At 39.4% G+C, this 16015-nt stretch carries 14 protein-coding genes and 5 pseudogenes; 10 read left to right on the plus strand and 9 right to left on the minus strand.

Going from position 1 to position 16015, the window contains the following annotated elements; translation table 11 throughout:
• The first annotated feature begins 4 nt into the window (after positions 1-4).
• A complete protein-coding gene (locus tag AB3Y94_RS12590) occupies positions 5-922 on the plus strand; it encodes a glycine betaine ABC transporter substrate-binding protein (RefSeq protein ID WP_367296543.1) in 918 nt (305 codons plus the stop codon).
• A gap of 119 nt (positions 923-1041) precedes the next feature.
• On the opposite strand, the gene AB3Y94_RS12595 is transcribed toward AB3Y94_RS12590, so the two are convergent.
• The 5 genes and pseudogenes from AB3Y94_RS12595 to AB3Y94_RS12615 all read right to left on the minus strand — a co-directional run bounded on the left by AB3Y94_RS12595 (position 1042) and on the right by AB3Y94_RS12615 (position 4019).
• Positions 1042-1266, minus strand: coding sequence for a transposase (locus AB3Y94_RS12595; protein WP_225420561.1), 225 nt, complete (start codon positions 1264-1266; stop codon positions 1042-1044).
• A gap of 480 nt (positions 1267-1746) precedes the next feature.
• Positions 1747-1836 (minus strand): putative holin-like toxin, encoded by a 90-nt coding sequence (locus AB3Y94_RS12600; protein ID WP_222844221.1) that lies wholly within the window; start codon positions 1834-1836, stop codon positions 1747-1749.
• 170 nt (positions 1837-2006) lie between these two features.
• Entirely contained in the window at positions 2007-2666 is a 660-nt protein-coding gene (locus tag AB3Y94_RS12605) for a restriction endonuclease subunit S (protein ID WP_225366315.1), read from the minus strand.
• An 84-nt stretch (positions 2667-2750) separates the two neighbouring features.
• Positions 2751-2915, minus strand: a pseudogene (locus AB3Y94_RS12610) (IS30 family transposase); the annotation flags it as partial.
• A 36-nt stretch (positions 2916-2951) separates the two neighbouring features.
• Positions 2952-4019 (minus strand): annotated as a pseudogene (locus AB3Y94_RS12615) (alcohol dehydrogenase catalytic domain-containing protein).
• A gap of 43 nt (positions 4020-4062) precedes the next feature.
• On the opposite strand from AB3Y94_RS12615, the gene AB3Y94_RS12620 reads away from it, so the two are divergent.
• The 3 genes and pseudogenes from AB3Y94_RS12620 (at position 4063) to AB3Y94_RS12630 (ending at position 6676) form a co-directional block, all read left to right on the plus strand.
• Positions 4063-4862 (plus strand): IS5 family transposase gene (locus tag AB3Y94_RS12620; RefSeq protein ID WP_088899809.1). Its coding sequence is split into 2 segments (ribosomal slippage): positions 4063-4333 and positions 4333-4862, totalling 801 coding nucleotides; the frame shifts between segments, so codons are not numbered across the junction.
• Between the two features lie 207 nt (positions 4863-5069).
• Positions 5070-5649 (plus strand): annotated as a pseudogene (locus tag AB3Y94_RS12625) (transposase); the annotation flags it as partial.
• A 97-nt stretch (positions 5650-5746) separates the two neighbouring features.
• Positions 5747-6676 (plus strand): IS30 family transposase, encoded by a 930-nt coding sequence (locus tag AB3Y94_RS12630; RefSeq protein WP_063493484.1) that lies wholly within the window; start codon positions 5747-5749, stop codon positions 6674-6676.
• A gap of 48 nt (positions 6677-6724) precedes the next feature.
• Here AB3Y94_RS12630 and AB3Y94_RS12635 read toward each other — a convergent pair whose 3' ends face one another.
• Complete coding sequence (locus tag AB3Y94_RS12635; RefSeq protein ID WP_048481076.1) at positions 6725-7024, minus strand: hypothetical protein; 300 nt, start codon at positions 7022-7024, stop codon at positions 6725-6727.
• A gap of 1 nt (position 7025) precedes the next feature.
• A complete protein-coding gene (locus AB3Y94_RS12640) occupies positions 7026-7886 on the minus strand; it encodes a ParA family protein (protein WP_013356270.1) in 861 nt (286 codons plus the stop codon).
• A 947-nt stretch (positions 7887-8833) separates the two neighbouring features.
• On the opposite strand from AB3Y94_RS12640, the gene AB3Y94_RS12645 reads away from it, so the two are divergent.
• The 3 genes and pseudogenes from AB3Y94_RS12645 to AB3Y94_RS12655 form a co-directional block, all read left to right on the plus strand.
• Positions 8834-9172: a hypothetical protein gene (locus AB3Y94_RS12645; RefSeq protein ID WP_367296544.1), complete on the plus strand. Its 339-nt coding sequence runs from the start codon at positions 8834-8836 to the stop codon at positions 9170-9172.
• A gap of 257 nt (positions 9173-9429) precedes the next feature.
• Positions 9430-9732 carry a hypothetical protein gene (locus AB3Y94_RS12650; protein WP_125584105.1) on the plus strand — a complete coding sequence of 101 codons (303 nt, stop codon included), beginning with the start codon at positions 9430-9432 and terminating at the stop codon, positions 9730-9732.
• A gap of 668 nt (positions 9733-10400) precedes the next feature.
• Positions 10401-10613 (plus strand): annotated as a pseudogene (locus tag AB3Y94_RS12655) (hypothetical protein); the annotation flags it as partial.
• Here the strand turns inward: AB3Y94_RS12655 and AB3Y94_RS12660 are convergent.
• A complete protein-coding gene (locus tag AB3Y94_RS12660) occupies positions 10603-10881 on the minus strand; it encodes a hypothetical protein (RefSeq protein WP_367296545.1) in 279 nt (92 codons plus the stop codon). The pseudogene AB3Y94_RS12655 and the gene AB3Y94_RS12660 overlap by 11 nt on opposite strands.
• Before the next feature lie 21 nt (positions 10882-10902).
• Complete coding sequence (locus AB3Y94_RS12665; RefSeq protein ID WP_083478081.1) at positions 10903-11130, minus strand: hypothetical protein; 228 nt, start codon at positions 11128-11130, stop codon at positions 10903-10905.
• A gap of 252 nt (positions 11131-11382) precedes the next feature.
• Here AB3Y94_RS12665 and mobQ point away from each other — a divergent pair, with 252 nt between their 5' ends.
• From mobQ to AB3Y94_RS12680, 3 genes and pseudogenes are all read left to right on the plus strand, one after another.
• A complete protein-coding gene (mobQ, locus tag AB3Y94_RS12670; protein WP_367296546.1) occupies positions 11383-13446 on the plus strand; it encodes a MobQ family relaxase in 2064 nt (687 codons plus the stop codon).
• Between the two features lie 96 nt (positions 13447-13542).
• Positions 13543-15676: pseudogene (topB, locus tag AB3Y94_RS12675) on the plus strand (DNA topoisomerase III).
• Positions 15677-15798: 122 nt separating this feature from the next.
• On the plus strand, positions 15799-16014 hold the full coding sequence (locus AB3Y94_RS12680; RefSeq protein WP_367296547.1) for a hypothetical protein: 216 nt from the start codon (positions 15799-15801) through the stop codon (positions 16012-16014).
• Position 16015: the final 1 nt, after the last annotated feature.

Below are 16015 nucleotides of genomic sequence, written 5' to 3' on the forward strand. Positions count from 1 at the left end.
GGGAATGATTAGTTTGAAGAAAAGAATTCTCCGTTATTTGCAAATGGCCACAGTGATTATATGTTTGACAGCCATAGTTAGTGCTTGTGCTAAACCAGCTGAATACGACTCACATAAAAAGTTAGGACCGCAAATCAATTATACGATTACAGGGATCGAAGCTGGTGCGGGTGAAATGGCTAATACACAAACATTGTTGTCAAAATATAAGTTGAAACAGGCTAACTGGCAGATCATGCCAAGTTCTACAGCTGCGATGATTAGCACGTTATCCAAGGCAGTTAAAAATAAACAGCCTATCGTTGTTACTGGCTGGCAGCCACACTGGATGGTTGCTAAATATTCGTTGAAATTTTTAAAAGATCCAAAACATGTTTATGGTAATGGTGAATCAATGCGCACCATTACACGTAAAGGGTTGGAAAAAGATAATCTAGGTGCTACTAAGTTACTAAAGAATTTCCATTGGACAATTTCAATGTCAAATCCAGTAATGCTGAACATAAACGGTGGCATGAATAAGCAAAAAGCTGTCAATCAGTTTATTAAAAACCATCCTAAACAAGTCAAAGCATGGACAGCGGGGGTGCCAAACGGTCATGGCAAAAAAATTAAATTAGTTTATACACCATATGACTATGAAATTGCGGTAACCACTTTAGTAACGACTTTGTTGAAGCAAAAAGGATATAAAGCTACAATGCAACAGTTAGACGTGGGAGTTATGTGGAATTCGATAGCTAATGGTAGTTCTGACGCTTCCTTGACTGCTGAGTTACCAGTTACCCATGGCTTGTATGCCAAGAAGTACAAAGGTAAGTATGTTCAATTGCGCAAAAATTTGAAGGGTGCTCAAACAGGGTTGGCAGTTCCCAAATATATGAAGAATATTAATACTGTTGATGATCTAAAAAACAAATGATATTGGCTGTAAAATTTCTGGCATTGGACCACACCAATGCCAGTTTTTTTGTTATTTGTCATGTGAAGTTGATGGAATCCTTATGAAGTATCTGGAGCTTAATTGGTCTAGGTACTTTTTTATACCGTCACAGTTTGACGTGCTGGGTGAAGCCATTGGCGTTGAATCTTAATACGGTTGACAAAGTTCTCCCAATTACGGAAGCCAAAAGCAGTGTTTTTAATCTTCTTAATTCGGCCGATGTTGCCCTCTAAATAACCGTTTGAATATGGTGATTCAACGGCGTTCAGGGCCTGTTTCCGGTACTTCTTAAAGCTTTTGATGGTTGTGCCCATTTGTTTAATTAGTTGATGATATTGGCATAGGAACTAATGAAATAGGTTTGTATTATGAATGCGCAAAGACTTTATGATGTCTTGATAAATCTCATAAGTTGTTTTGAAGTCTTGCCCCAAATTTGAGACATTCGGTGACTTCCTCGGTAATAATTTTGCGTGTCAAAATCAAAAGAAAAGACGACCACAAAGGACCTATACTTACTTACCGCAGATGAACGTATCAAGATTTAGCTCTTTTGGAAGGCCAAGATAAAGGGGTTCCTATGATGTAATGACGGACAAATTGTTCGGTACATTACACCACCGTAGGAGTCATGCTTAAAAATGATCGAAAGTCAGTTATAACCACGTTATAATAAAAACAGCAAAAGGAAGTACCATCGAAAACAGGGCTTCCCGCGCAAGCCGCTTCAAAGGCGGTGGCCTTAGCTAAAGAACGATATCAAGGCGCCCCATAACCGTTCAAAGTTATGTAGGGAGGCTTTTTTATTGGTAGTGCTTGTTGATATAGTTGAGTAGCACGATTAAAAATGTGCCAAACAGCAATATCAGCGAGACTGTCTGGAAGACGCTCATTGACTGTGAAACCTTCTTGAAGATTATTCCATGTCAACTCGCAAGGGAAAAGACAGTCACTGCCCTTAAAATTGCTTAGTCAAGCATACAAAGAAATGATGGATTGACCAAGCCACAATAAACATTAAGGTATCAAGCTTCCTAGAAGCCCAATTTGATTGCATTAAGTATCAGCAAAACATCTTTTGTAGATATCCTTTTTTGAGTTCCTGGAGTTTTTCAAGTTTACGCTGATAAAGAGCGATAGTCTTGTCGAGTTGTTTGAAAAAAATGCCAATTTTCTTTTGTTCTTGTAAACTTTTAGGTAGTGTTACTTTGAACTGTGATAAAGATCTTTGACTAACACCTTTCGCAGTACCGCCGCTTGATAAGGATGATAATTCATTAAATGATTTCGGCGAACGTAACAAGACAGCCAAGAAATCATTTGTGATTTTATCTGAAGCAACATCAAAAGCGATTGTTCGTTGACTGAGAATATATTTGTTGTTGTCCGGTATTTGTGCCACATTTCCCATTGGTGCCTCTGTGGTAAATAATACTTGGCCCTTATAAAGTTCTTTTCCAGTCATCCACTTATCATATAGTTTTTGATTTCCATAATGTGCATCAGCAGATGGATCAATATAACCATTTTTTACATTAAGAGCTGAAAGGGCAAGATATCCAGACTCGCTCCAATCCATATCCAGTTTTTTGGGAGTACGTCCACGAAAATCTACTGTACGTCTAATGTTGTCGAAGAACTTACGCTGTTCCCAAGCGTCAGCAAACCCTAAAAATCTTAATTCTGGGAACTTGCTCCCATTTTTGGGGAACAATTTCTGCAAATAGCCCTGTTTAAGTGCCTTAAGCTTAGCTAACTTACGCTGGTTGACTGCGATGAGGGTGTCGAGGTGTGGTAGATTGCAAATTTAATCCGAATTTTTGGACAAATTTGTCAGCATAACCTGATACGGTGTTTGCCAGTCGAGTATTTTAAGCGGTCGCTGGTTAATTTGGAGTAACGTCGTCGTTAAATCTTGAGCACTAATGTGCTCAAAACGAGTCCCTTTAGGATAAAAATAGGTAGATTGTAAAATTAATCCGAACGCTGTTCGGATTAATTTTACAATCTACCGAACTAAAATCTTTGCTTGTTTTTTATCCTTTTCTAAGGATTCAATTCCTTCTGAAACTAATTCATTTAATTCAATCTTTTTTGTAATGACACGTTTGAATAGTGACCGATGGGTATCTATAATCTTAATTACTCGATCGAAGATATTGGCATATCCATAAGATGTTAATAAACTACCACCCTTTTTAAGAAGAGCTCTAACATCTACAACTGGTGGATGTTGAAATAATGCAATCACGGTAACCTTGCCACCGTTTTTAAGAGCCTGAATGGCACCAGTAAGTGTGGGTTGTACACCGGCACAATCAAATGCAACATCTACTCCCTGATTTTCCGTGATAGTGCTGATAGCGTGAGCTAATGACTTTTGGCTATCAGCACGTATTGGGTATTGAACCCCTAATTCATTTGCTAAATCCAAACGTTCCTCTGACATGTCATTTATTATGACGTGATGGGCACCAGAAATTTGTGCTATTAAGGCCGTGAACAATCCAATTGGACCAGCACCCTGAATTAAGACATCATCTCCAGGAGACACTCGGCTTGCCATAACTGCTTGTGCAGCAACTGAAACTGGCTCAACTAAAGCCCCTAAATCAAGCGGAAAGTTAGTTGGCAAGAGATGTGCAAAGGTACTTTTTACATTGCACTTTTCAGCTAAGCCACCGTTAGCCGAAAATCCTAAGAATCCTGCTGATTGATCACTACCTATAGCATGCTCACACTAATTATAATGACCAGAAAGACATTCCGGACATTTTCCACAAGCAATCATTGGCTCGACTGCAACTTTATCTCCAATTCTTAATTTAGATACTTGTTTTCCAATTTTAGAAATCGTCCCAGAGAATTCATGACCAGGAATCAGCGGAGCCTGCATATGGGTTAGCGGATGAGGCATTGTCGCCAAATCCATACCCTCTAAATATTCATGAATATCACTACCACAAATACCATTAAATGCAACCTCAATTTGAACTTCATCTGGTGCCGGATCAGGAATATTTCTTTTTTCAAAGCGGATATCCTTAGAACGTGTTTGGATACTTTGACATTCGATTTGATTTTAGTTAAATTAGATCAAAAACAGGAGTTTTTAATCCATGAAAAGCTTTGCACACCATTATAGTAGCGACATCTCTCGTGAACAATTTGAACTAATCCGGACAGATCTAGAAGGCATACGTAAGCGGACTAAGCCAAGAAAGGTTGATTTATATGATATCTTTTGTGCCCTGCTTTATACCTTGAAAAATGGGTGCGTTTGGCGCGATTTACCCAGCGATTTTCCTAAATGGGAAACCGTCTATTATTACTGGTTACTTTGGACTAAAACGCCATCTCCTGCTGGTATCACTCCTCTGGATAAGGTTTTAAAAAAATTGTCAGCCAACATCGGTTGGCTCAGAAGCGTTCAGTTTATACATCGTTCATCATTCTAGATGCTCAAAGTGTCAAGAATACCGATCCTGCTGAAAGTAGCGGCTACGATGGTGGTAAAAAGGTGAGTGGGATTAAGCGCCATCTTGCTGTAGATATCAATGGGCTGCCGATGGCAGTCCATGTGACAACCGCCAATGTTTCTGAGCGTGATGGCGCCAATGCGCTACTGGCGTTAAACAAATCACAGTTTGACCTGGTTCAACGAGTAATGGCCGATGGTGGTTATACTGGTAACAACTTTGCTCAATCAGTTCAGGCAATGATTAACGCTGAAGTCATTATTGCTAAACAGAGTGACCTTAGGCACGGTCAAGTGACCCCGCAACGCTGGGTTATCGAACGCAGTTTTAGCTGGCTAGGAAAATATCGGCGCCTCTGGCGCAATTGTGAGCGAAAGCTGAACACCAGTAAGATGATGATTAGCTTAGCCTTCCTGCGAATACTCTTGAAAAGATTCTAAACACGTTCTTAGGACCGTAAATAACAGCTGCTTTCACCATAGTCATAGTGCTTCGCTTCCTTCATGTTCAATATAGCACAATTATAAAAGGGTAGCGTCAAGAATCTTGTGTAAATGCATAAAAGATTTCTGAATTGTATAGAAATAGGGAATGCCTTCCCTTATGATATTTAGTAACCACAGAAAATATCACAGGAGGCATTCCCCATGAATGAACTTACCACAGAAATTATCGCTGCACTAGCCCAAAAGCAAGATTTGGACGAAGTTTTTCGTCACCACCTCGAAATTGCGATTAACCAGCTGCTTCAAACCGAATTGGCAGAGTTTTTGGGTTACGAACGCTACTCATACGCTGGGATTAACACTGGTAATAACCGCAACGGCAGTTATGAGCGCTCGTTTGATACGAAGTACGGCCAACTTAACCATTCCTCGAGATCGCAATGGCCGGTTTGAAAATCATACCTTGCCAGCCTACGGGCGGCACAGTGATAATTTAGAAACAACGGTCATTTAGTTGTATACCAAGGGAATTACCACTGCTGAAATTGCCGAACTCATTGAAAAAATGTACGGTGCTCACTACTCCCAAGCCACGGTTTCCAACATGACTAAAGCCGTCAATGAACAGGTTCAAGCTTTCCAGCAACGTCGACTGGCTTCACAATATGTGGCCATCTTCTTAGATGCTACTTACTTGCCGTTAAAGCGGGATACCGTTCAAAAAGAAGCCGTTCATATTGCGATTGGCATTCGTCCAGATGGTACGAAAGAAGTGCTGAACGGTAGATTGTAAAATTAATCCGACGCTGTTCGGACAAAAAGATCAGCTTCCCTTAAAATGGTGTTTACCACAAACACATCTTTTAGGAGCTGATCTTTTGTCTAGTATAACCTATTCTGAACGAATTAAAATCGAAACCTTTTGTGAACTAGGGCTGTCCAATATCCAAATGAGCGATCGCCTAAAACGATCACCTGCCACAATTTCTTATGAATTAGCTCGATGTGAACCTTACCAGGCCGAAGTGGCCCAAACAGATGCCGAATACAAGCGGTCACGATGTGGCCGAAAGACTAAATTGAATGACAAATTAAGGCAAATAATTTTAAACCATTTACGGCTAAGTTGGTCACCAGGAATGATTGCTCACGAATTTAAACTAGCGACTAAATCAATTTATAATTGGTTAAATCAAGGGAAAATTGAGTTTTCTTTAAATGATTTGCCTGAACATGGCGTGCGCCAACGGCGTAACCTTGACCAACGTTCTAAATATAATCAATCATTAGGACGGTCAATTGAACAGCGACCCATCGTGGTTAATCGACGTAATCGCATCGGTGATTTTGAATTAGATACAATTGTTGGCCCCCGTGGGCATAGTAAGGCAGTTTTATTAACCTTAATCGATCGCAAATCACGGTTCCTTTGGGCCTACCGATTAAAAAACCGGACAGCAGTAACTGTTAATGAAGCCCTAAATAAGTTTCTAGCAACTTTTAATGGCCCGGTGCATAGTTTTACGGTGGACCGTGGCACTGAGTTTAGTGGGCTAGTATCACTTGAAGCACAATACGGTATTAAGACCTATTACTGCCATGCTTATACGCCAGCTGAGCGCGGCAGTAATGAACGATTTAATCGGAACTTACGCTATTTTTATCCTAAGGGGACTTATTTTGAGCACATTAGTGCTCAAGGCTTGAAAACCACCTTACTCGAAATTAATCAGAGACCACTTAAAATACTTGACTGGCAAACACCTTATCAGGTCATGCTGACCAATTTGTCAAAAAATTCGGATTAAATTTGCAATCTACCATTACTTCTTTCTTTTATTTTAATGTAGCACTGCTTACATATTCTCCCGCAATACGGTATACCTGCGCTGTTGTTCCTCGGTCATATCCTTGTAATACTGGTCAATAAGAAGCTGGATAATCTCGTAGTCGAAGCTAACATGTTCAATTGTCTTCAGGACTTTCATATCCTTGTAAGTCTCTGCGGATACCTTAAGGGATTTTTTCTGATTTTTTGGTATAGAGGAAGATTTATTCTCTTTTTTCGTAGCATTATCTGTTGCATGGTACTCTTCTGATGGCTTTACCGCTCCGGTAACCCTTCGTTGAAGAATATTAGGCTTTTTACTTGGCATCTTACTTGGCCTCCTTATCATCTATAAATAAGCCAATCCGGCTTAATAACTCATCGGTAACTTGCTGGTACTTGTCTAACACTCGCTTATCGAAGCGGTCCTTATCGGTAATTCCATTAATTGGGAATCGTTTAATCCGGGCCATTTGAGTAACAATATTTGTGAATACATTTTCTTCTCCAAACTCATCCTTAGCAGATTGTATGATTGTCTGATCGACGCCGTTACGGGCATCGTGAAGCATTGGCAAGATACCAATTACCTCTATATCTAGCTGATACTCTTGCTGAAGTTTGGAAAGGGTATTCACATACTCTTCTGCACCGGATAGACTATCATCGTGTGTTTGCAAGCTGATAAGTGCAAAGTCTGAGAAGATAACAGCATTACGGGTAATCTCAATACTAAATGGTGGCACATCCAACAGAATTACATCATATTTCTTCTTCAATGGATTAAACAAGGGTTCCAACAGATGTGTTTCTTCGTACTCATTATTCGTATTCTGATATAAATATTTCGTGAAATCTTGGAAATCAATATATGAAGGAATTAGGTCAAGGTTATCCATTATCTTAACTGGTAAGTCTGTTAGATCTTTCTCCTGTACGCCTACCATCAGAGTTTTTTTAATTGAGTACACGGTATCTTCCTGCTGACTTTTCGTTAACATTAGTGTTTTAGTGGCGTTGGCTTGTGGGTCTAAGTCTGCAACCAACGTATGTATTCCCATTTTAGCTAAGGTATAAGCGATGAGATACGTGTTAGTTGTTTTTCCCACGCCACCCTTTTGATTACCAATCACAATGGTTAATGCCTCATCACGAGACTGTATAGCCTTTACTACGTCTGGAATATCCATAACAACGACCTCCAATTGATTTTTAGTTAGTATACCACAATTTAATAGCAAAAGGGAAATTTCCCTAAATAGTTATTTAGATATATAGAATTAGGGATATATAGAAATTGGGATAAAGGGAAAAAGGGATACTTATCGACTGAGAACACTGTTAGAATGGGAATTAAAAATATCCCTAAATAGAAAAAGGGATATAGGGATAATTCTATTTAGGGATAATTCTATTTGGGGAAAAATAGATAAAGGGAAAAAGGGAAATTAAATATAATTGTTGACAGATATCCTATGAAAGGGCTATAATAATTGGTATTGACAGTCCTATTATATGATGTGCTTTTAACATTATTTCCACCGTTTGCTGTACTAACTGTGAATCATGGGGGACACTGTCAGTAGTTCAAAAGAAGTAATACCTAAAAAACTGCATAAAAAAAACACCCACCGACTGGCATCGGTGAGCGCCACATAAAAGTCATCATCATTTAATGACTATTATATCATGGCCGGTGCGATTTTTAAAGCCCTAGGGGACAAGCTGGGGTCTAAATCCAAGGGGACACGTTTGCCAGTGCGACTTCAATAAGTCTGGCTATACCACAACAAGGTTATCTGTACGGCTGGGTGGTGAATGGTGAGCGCGACCATTAACGGCGCGGGTGGTAAAACGAAGCTTCGGCTTGGTGCCACTGATTAGTTGGTGATCGAACAAACATAAATACGTATCGTCAACGCCTACTAGGGCGTTTTTTAGTAGGTTAAACCGAAAACGTAGGTTTATAATGAGTGGTGGTAGCAATACCGCAATTGTACAGACAAGCGACGGGCGTTAACGACCGACGAACTAAGGGGAAACTTTTAGTAGTAGAATTGTACTCTGGTTCAGTTATTCCAAATAGCTGTTTCCAGGGAACAATTCTGCGCTCAAAACGTCACTCCCTCTAAACTGAATGGAAAACCGTAACCCGTCAAGACAAATTACAAAGAAAAAAAGAAAGTTGGTGGAATTGTTGGAAGGTAAGGATTACATTGTTCCATTGAATCCAGATGTTCCCATTAAGAAGACAATCTACCGGAGTTCTGCAAGAATTACTGAGCGACAAAGGAACCAAGTGAAGAGAGTTTTGCGTAGTCAAGGGTATCAGGGAAGAATTAGTAGTATTCGATACACTCGGGTAAATTACAAGTATTCATTTAAAGTATCAGTGAAGTATCAGGGAAGTGTTGGAAAATTTTTGGTTAATACAAAGAATGATACAGTTGAATTTAAGGGAATGGTACAGGAGTAATCTCAAGAAATTTCACAAAGTACCTTCCCGGTAAATCAGGGATTGAATAGCTAGACCAATTGGTTATCAGAAATTTTCACAAAGGAAAAATATCAGAGTGTTGTTCCAACGGTACCGGATAAGGTTACTTGATATAATCGTGATTATGTTAACTAGAGATTGGTCTAGCTTAAAAGTAGGAAACGTGTGCGCTGAGAAGTCTTGAGTTTACGGCTTGTTCCTCAAATTTAGGCCCATTATAAGGGGGATTGATTTAAATGCAGTCTAATTCGCGGTGGACAGTAGCTTTGGCTAAGCAATATAGTTTAGCAACCATGAAAAAGATTCCATACGTCATGATAATTGTTTTATTAATATGTATCGCTTTGATGTTAGCTGGTCGTGCGTCTTGGGGATTTAGCCTAATTGGGTTGGATTTTTTTATGTTTGCGGACTACTTGTCTGTTAAATTGGCACAGAAAAATATCAATTTTATCCTTAGCATTTTGATAGGAGCCCTAGTTTCCTTCATCGTATTTGGGATAATTACCTTAGCTTTGGGTTTATTATTTAAATGGTGATACAAAAAAGACCATCTAGGAAGGTATTATGAGGGTATCTTCTTTGATGATCTTTTTTTTGTATAGGAATATTCCAATGGAATGTAGGAACGAGAATAAGCGTAACACGGGAGTATCAGAAATTACAGAAACTTCTCAATGATATAGATAAGAAGGGTAACCTAAGAACGCCACTGGAACACTTAATTGTAACTAATAAAATTAGTCGTTTTCAGTGATTACATTAGGGTAGGCCTAAGTTAAACAAAATGAGCTGGAAGGGAAAATATATGTTTTTTTCAATATTTTTAGGATTAGTTTTGTTATCAGTTGGGATAATCTTAATTGCATTTCTATCCTCATTGATTTCATGTTAATTTAAAGCTATGAGATACGTTCTAAGACGTTTTATAACAACTTGAATATAAATATACGTGAGTAAGATAGAATGGCTTAAAAGAGCTTAGAATTGATTACAGAAAGAAATGATAACATGTGGTTAAAAATTTTTGGCATTATTCCAATGATAATGTTTATAGTTGCGTTGTTCTTAATTGGGATTGTTGGGTTAGCAATCATGATTTGGCTTATCGTTGAGTAAGACGTACCAGCTTAATGATATGAACCGAGTGACAAAACTAGATTAAAATTTAAGGCATTTCATTTACACAAGATTCTTGACGCTACCTAAAATTTTAGATTTTACGCTTGACCTAAAATCAAAAAGAAGAGGTAAGGGTCAAAAGATAATTCAACAGCGATCAAGTAAAAGGAAGCACAAAGAAAGTAAAGCAGAGCTTACACAAAAAATTCAAAAACAGTTAAAAGACTTTGCTAAACACAATCCAGAAGTTAAGCCAAAAAACAATCCTGAAAATAAAAACGATTGGCCTAGTTATTAGGTTGATCGTTTTTTAATTTATCCGGTTTATGGGCGTTGACATAGTCAGCGAATGTTTTTAAAAGTTCTTCGGTTTGTTCGACCGAGAGGTTATTAGCTTGAAAGTACTTTTCTAATAAAGCCCCTTTTTGAATTAATCGGCGAAAACGGGCTTTTCGTGCTTGTCGATTTTCATAATACTTAAATTGGCGTAACTTAAAATCTTCCCGCTCAATTTTTTGTTTTAAACGCGCTTGTTGTTCAATTAGTTTTTCATATTGATTAGGCATGGAATTCCCCATCTCCTATGACTAATGATCTACGGACTTTTCCATTAAAAACTCGGATACTTTTTTGGATAAGGACTTGATATTGTCATTAGATAAATTAGCATAATCTAAATTGGCTTGACTGATGATTTGTTTACCTAGCCGTTGTTCAATCTTATTTTTTTCGTCCTTAATTTTTTGATTAAGGGCTTTTAATTTAGCTTCTTGTTTTTCTAAGTTACTTTGAGACATAACGATCCCTCCAATCATATTAGAAATAATCACCGAAACTATATCATATAGGAAACGTTAAGTCAAAGTATAAAATTTGAAATAGCGAAGCGGAAGGCATACACTAAATTAAAGTTAAGAGAATCAGAAGACCGAGTGAAACGAGGTTAATGCGCACTTACACCCCACTAAATTCTTGTGGGGTAAATCGTGATAAAATCCTGTATTAGAAGTCGCCGATGGCGACAACAAAGTCAAAATCCATAGAATCAAAGGAAGGCGGTGACTGACATGGCAATCTTTCATATGAGTTTTAGTAATATTAGTGCTGGTAAAGGACGAAGTGCGATTGCCAGTGCTGCTTATCGAAGTGGTGAAAAGCTATTTGATGATAAGGAAGGTCGCCACTATTTCTATGCCCGATCGATCATGCCAGAAAGCTTTATTTTGACGCCAAAAAATTCACCGGAATGGGCGAGTGATCGAGAACAGTTGTGGAATGAAGTTGAAAAGAAAGATCGTAAATCAAACTCACGGTATGCAAAAGAGTTTAACGTGGCTTTACCGGTAGAATTAAGTGAATCCGAACAGAAAGAGTTATTGACAAAATATGTGCAAGAAAATTTTGTTGATGAGGGCATGGTAGCCGATGTGGCAATTCATCGCGATCACCTAGATAATCCGCATGCCCATGTGATGTTAACTAACCGCCCATTTAACCCAGACGGAACATGGGGAATTAAGAGCAAAAAGCAATATATTTTAGATGAGAATGGCAATAAAACATATACCGGAACTAGCAAGTACCCTAAGAGTAGAAAGATACTGATGGTCAATTGGGATAAGAAAGAAAAAATAATTGAATGGCGTCATAATTGGGCAGTTAGTGTCAATCAGGTTTTAGAGCAAAAAAATATTCCGGATCGGATCAGTGAAAAATCATTTACTGAGCAGGGAATAGATGATACACCAACCCAACACGAGGGAATTAATAGTAAGCGGTATGAAAGAAAAGAATTTAACCAACAAGTAAAGAACTATCGCAAAGCCAAAGCCAGTTATAAAAACAACCAAGAAAAAGCAATCAATAGAGGTCACTTAGATAGCCTAAGTAAACACTTCTCGTTTAATGAAAAACGGGTGGTCAATGAGTTAAGCCATGAACTGAAAACTTATATCAGTTTGGAGAGTTTAGATGATAAACGGCGCATGCTATTTAATTGGAAAAACAGCACCTTAATTAAACATGCAGTTGGTGAAGATGTGACTAAAGAATTATTGACAATTAACCAACAAGAAAGCTCATTAAAAAAGGCAGATGAACTCTTAAATAAAGTGGTCGATCGCACTACGAAAAAACTTTATCCAGAGCTTAATTTTGAACAGACCACACAAGCTGAAAGACGAGAATTAATTAAGGAAACCGAAAGCGAGCAAACAGTTTTCAAAGGCAGTGAATTAAACGAACGTTTAATGAATATTCGTGATGATTTATCTGCCCGACAATTATTGACCTTTACCAAACGGCCATACGTTGGCTGGAAGTTATTAATGCAACAAGAAAAGGAAGTCAAAATCGAGCTTAAATATACGCTGATGATTCATGATGATAGCTTAGAAAGTCTAGAACACGTTGATCAAGGTCTACTAGAAAAGTATTCACCAACCGAGCAGCAAAAGATTACTCGAGCAGTCAAAGACCTACGGGCAATCATGGCCGTTAAGCAAGTCATTAAAACGCAATACCATGAAGTATTGAAAAGGGCCTTTCCCAAAGGCGATTTAGATGGATTGCCATTGATTAAACAGGAACAGGCCTATACAGCCGTGATGTACTATGATCCAGCTTTAAAGCCGTGCAAGGTTGAAACAATCGCACAGTGGCAGGAAAACCCACCGAGGGTTTTCAGTACCCAAGAACATCAACAAGGACTAGCTTATTTATCGGGACAGCTTAGCTTAGATCAGCTAGAGAATCATCACTTACAACGGGTTTTAAAGCATGACGGCACTAAACAACTCTTTTTGGGTGAATGCAAAGCCGATCCGATGATTAAAAACAGTCAGATTGAGAAAATCCAAAAGCAGTTAAAAGAGCAACAAGCCAAGGACGACCAGTATAGAAAAGCAAATATGGGGCATTATCAACCGCTAAATTATAAGCCAGTTAGTCCAAACTACTACTTAAAAACGGCCTTTAGTGACGCAATCATGACTGTTCTATATGCTCGTGATGAAGATTACCAACGGCAAAGACAGGCGCAAGGTTTAAAAGAGACTGAGTGGGAAATGGCGAAAAAGCAACGGCAACACCAAACTCGAAATCGGCATGAAGATGGGGGCATGCACTTGTAATCGGAATAAAAAATGCACCGTTAAACCTGGTTAAAAGCGGCTGAACAAGGCAGAACAGAATTAGAACAGAAGCTCAATCATAAGGAGTGAACGAACATGACCACTGTTATCTTAGCTGAAAAACCCAGTCAAGCCCGTTCATACGTCCAAGCCTTTCAAAAGAGCAAAAAAAACAGGGTTACTATACGGTTAGCGACCCTGTTTTGCCCGCAAATACGCTTGTGACGTATGGTCTCGGACATTTAGTTGAACTAGCCACACCGGATAAATATGATCAGAAATATCAGCAATGGGCCTTATCTAATTTACCGATTTTCCCCGACCAATACAAGTTTGAAGTGCCAGCTAGTAAAAAGCCCAATTCAAGGTCGTTAAAGACCTGTTAACAAAAGCCGATACCATTATTGTGGCCACTGATAGTGGTCGAGAAGGGTCAAATATCGCGTGGTCGATCATGAACCAAGCGCATATTGATGTTAAGTCGAAAAAGATTAAGCGCCTTTGGTTGAATAGCCTAGAAAAAGACGCGATTATTACCGGATTCAAAAATCTTGGTGATTGGCACAAAGACTATCTGGCTTATAAAGAAGCCCAAACTCGTCAAATTAGCGATTGGTTGATCGGTATGAATGGTAGTCCCTTATATACTTTGTTGTTGAGACAAAATGGGGTGCGCGGGGTGTATTCAATTGGTCGCGTGCAGACGCCAACCTTGTATATGGTCTATCAAAGAGACCAGACAATCAAAAACTTTAAGCCGGAACCCTATTTTGAACTAAGTGCGGAAATTTTAGCTAATCAGCAAAAATTCGCCGCAAAATTAGACCCCTATCAACGGTTTAAAGACGAAGCAGGGCTAATGACATTCATGCAAGCTAAACACGTTCAGAAAGGCTCACAGGACGGTTTAATCAAGGACGTCCAAAAACAAGGTAAAAAGCGTGCTAGTCCCCAACTATTCTCGCTATCCAGTCTGCAAAGTGCCATGAATAAACGGTATCATGCCAGTGCCAGCCAAACCTTAGCGGCCATTCAGAGTTTATACGAAGCCAAGTTTCTTAGCTATCCCCGAACCGATTGTGCTTATATCACTGATGAAGAATTTGAGTATTTAGTGGCTAATCTGACGAAGTATCTGGGGTTAGTCTCTAGGCAAGTCACTTTAACCAATACCACCCCGAATAAACGTTACGTCAATGGGAAAAAGGTTGAAGAACACTACGCTATTATCATGACTAAAGTTGTGCCGACGAAAAATCAATTAGCGGCCTTACCTAAATTACAGCAACAGGTCTATGACTTGGTTTTAAGAACGACGTTAGCGATGTTTGCTGATCCGTACGAGTACGAAGAAACCACCATTATCACCCAGGTTGGCGACGCCAATTTTAAAGCAACCGGTAAGGTGCCAACTAAGCAAGGTTGGCAAGCTTTATTTGATGATCACAAAGCCGACCATCAAGAGGCAACCACCCTACCGCTCGTTCACCAAGGCGACCAAGTTCAAGCAAATCTGCAAACGCCGCAAAAAGAAACGACACCACCGGTACCCTTTACCGAAGGTACCCTGATTACGGCAATGAAGACAGCCGGCAAAACGCTTGATGACGAAGAAGCCCAGGCGATTCTCAAAGATGTGCAAGGCATTGGGACAAGTGCGACCCGGGCCAATGTGCTGGAAGTGTTAAAAAAACGCGGCTATTTGGTTACTGAAAAGAACAAGCTCCACGTCAGTGAAGCGGGAATTACTTTATGTAAAGCGGTCGAACTCGAACCCTTGCTAACTAGCCCAGAAATGACGGCTAAATGGGAGCAAGCGTTACAACAAATCAGTACCGAAGAACGCACCCCGGATAACTTTTTGAGCCAGATCAAGAAATTTGTGGCCAAGTTGATTGCTGAGGTCCCCGCGCAATTGACTGGCAGTTCAGCCATTAAGCAACAAATCAATCACCAACAGCAAGCGCAAAAAGCCGCCGAAGTCTTCTTAGAAACACCGCAAGCGACCGTTTTAAATAAACAGAAGTTTTACATTGTGAAGCCTAAGCAAGGCGAAGACTTTACCTTACCCAAGAAATGGAGCAGCAAAACCCTCGGTAAAACTGCAATCAAAGCCTTAGTCACCAAGGGTGAAACCAGCAAACTAAAGGGATTCAAGAGCAAAAAAGGAAAGTCGTTTGACGCCAAGTTAAAGCTTGACGGCCATAAATTAAGTTTTGATTTTGATTAGACCTTACCCTACCGCCCTTCACGTTGTTCCAGTTGGTGAACCCGTCATTTAGGTTTACTTTTTTAAAATCAAAAGTAAACCTAAACAATAGGTAAGATTAGCAAAGCAAAGGAGATCATAAAATGGATAATAAATTAGCAGTCATTGGGAGTGAATTACCAGTTTTGCAGGCTAAAGGAACCTACAAGTATTTAAAAGAAATCACTGGTAACGGCGCTTATTATCAAGTAGCCTGGCAAAAATTGTCTGACGGTTACGTTGCCCTTTATGGCACGGCCTCAATTCAAACGAAAGTGGCCCCCATACTGAATGATATTTTTGAAGATGAGGAGGGGTAGA

The sequence above is a fragment of the Levilactobacillus yonginensis genome (assembly GCF_964065165.1).
In the GTDB taxonomy this organism is placed as follows: domain Bacteria; phylum Bacillota; class Bacilli; order Lactobacillales; family Lactobacillaceae; genus Levilactobacillus; species Levilactobacillus yonginensis_A.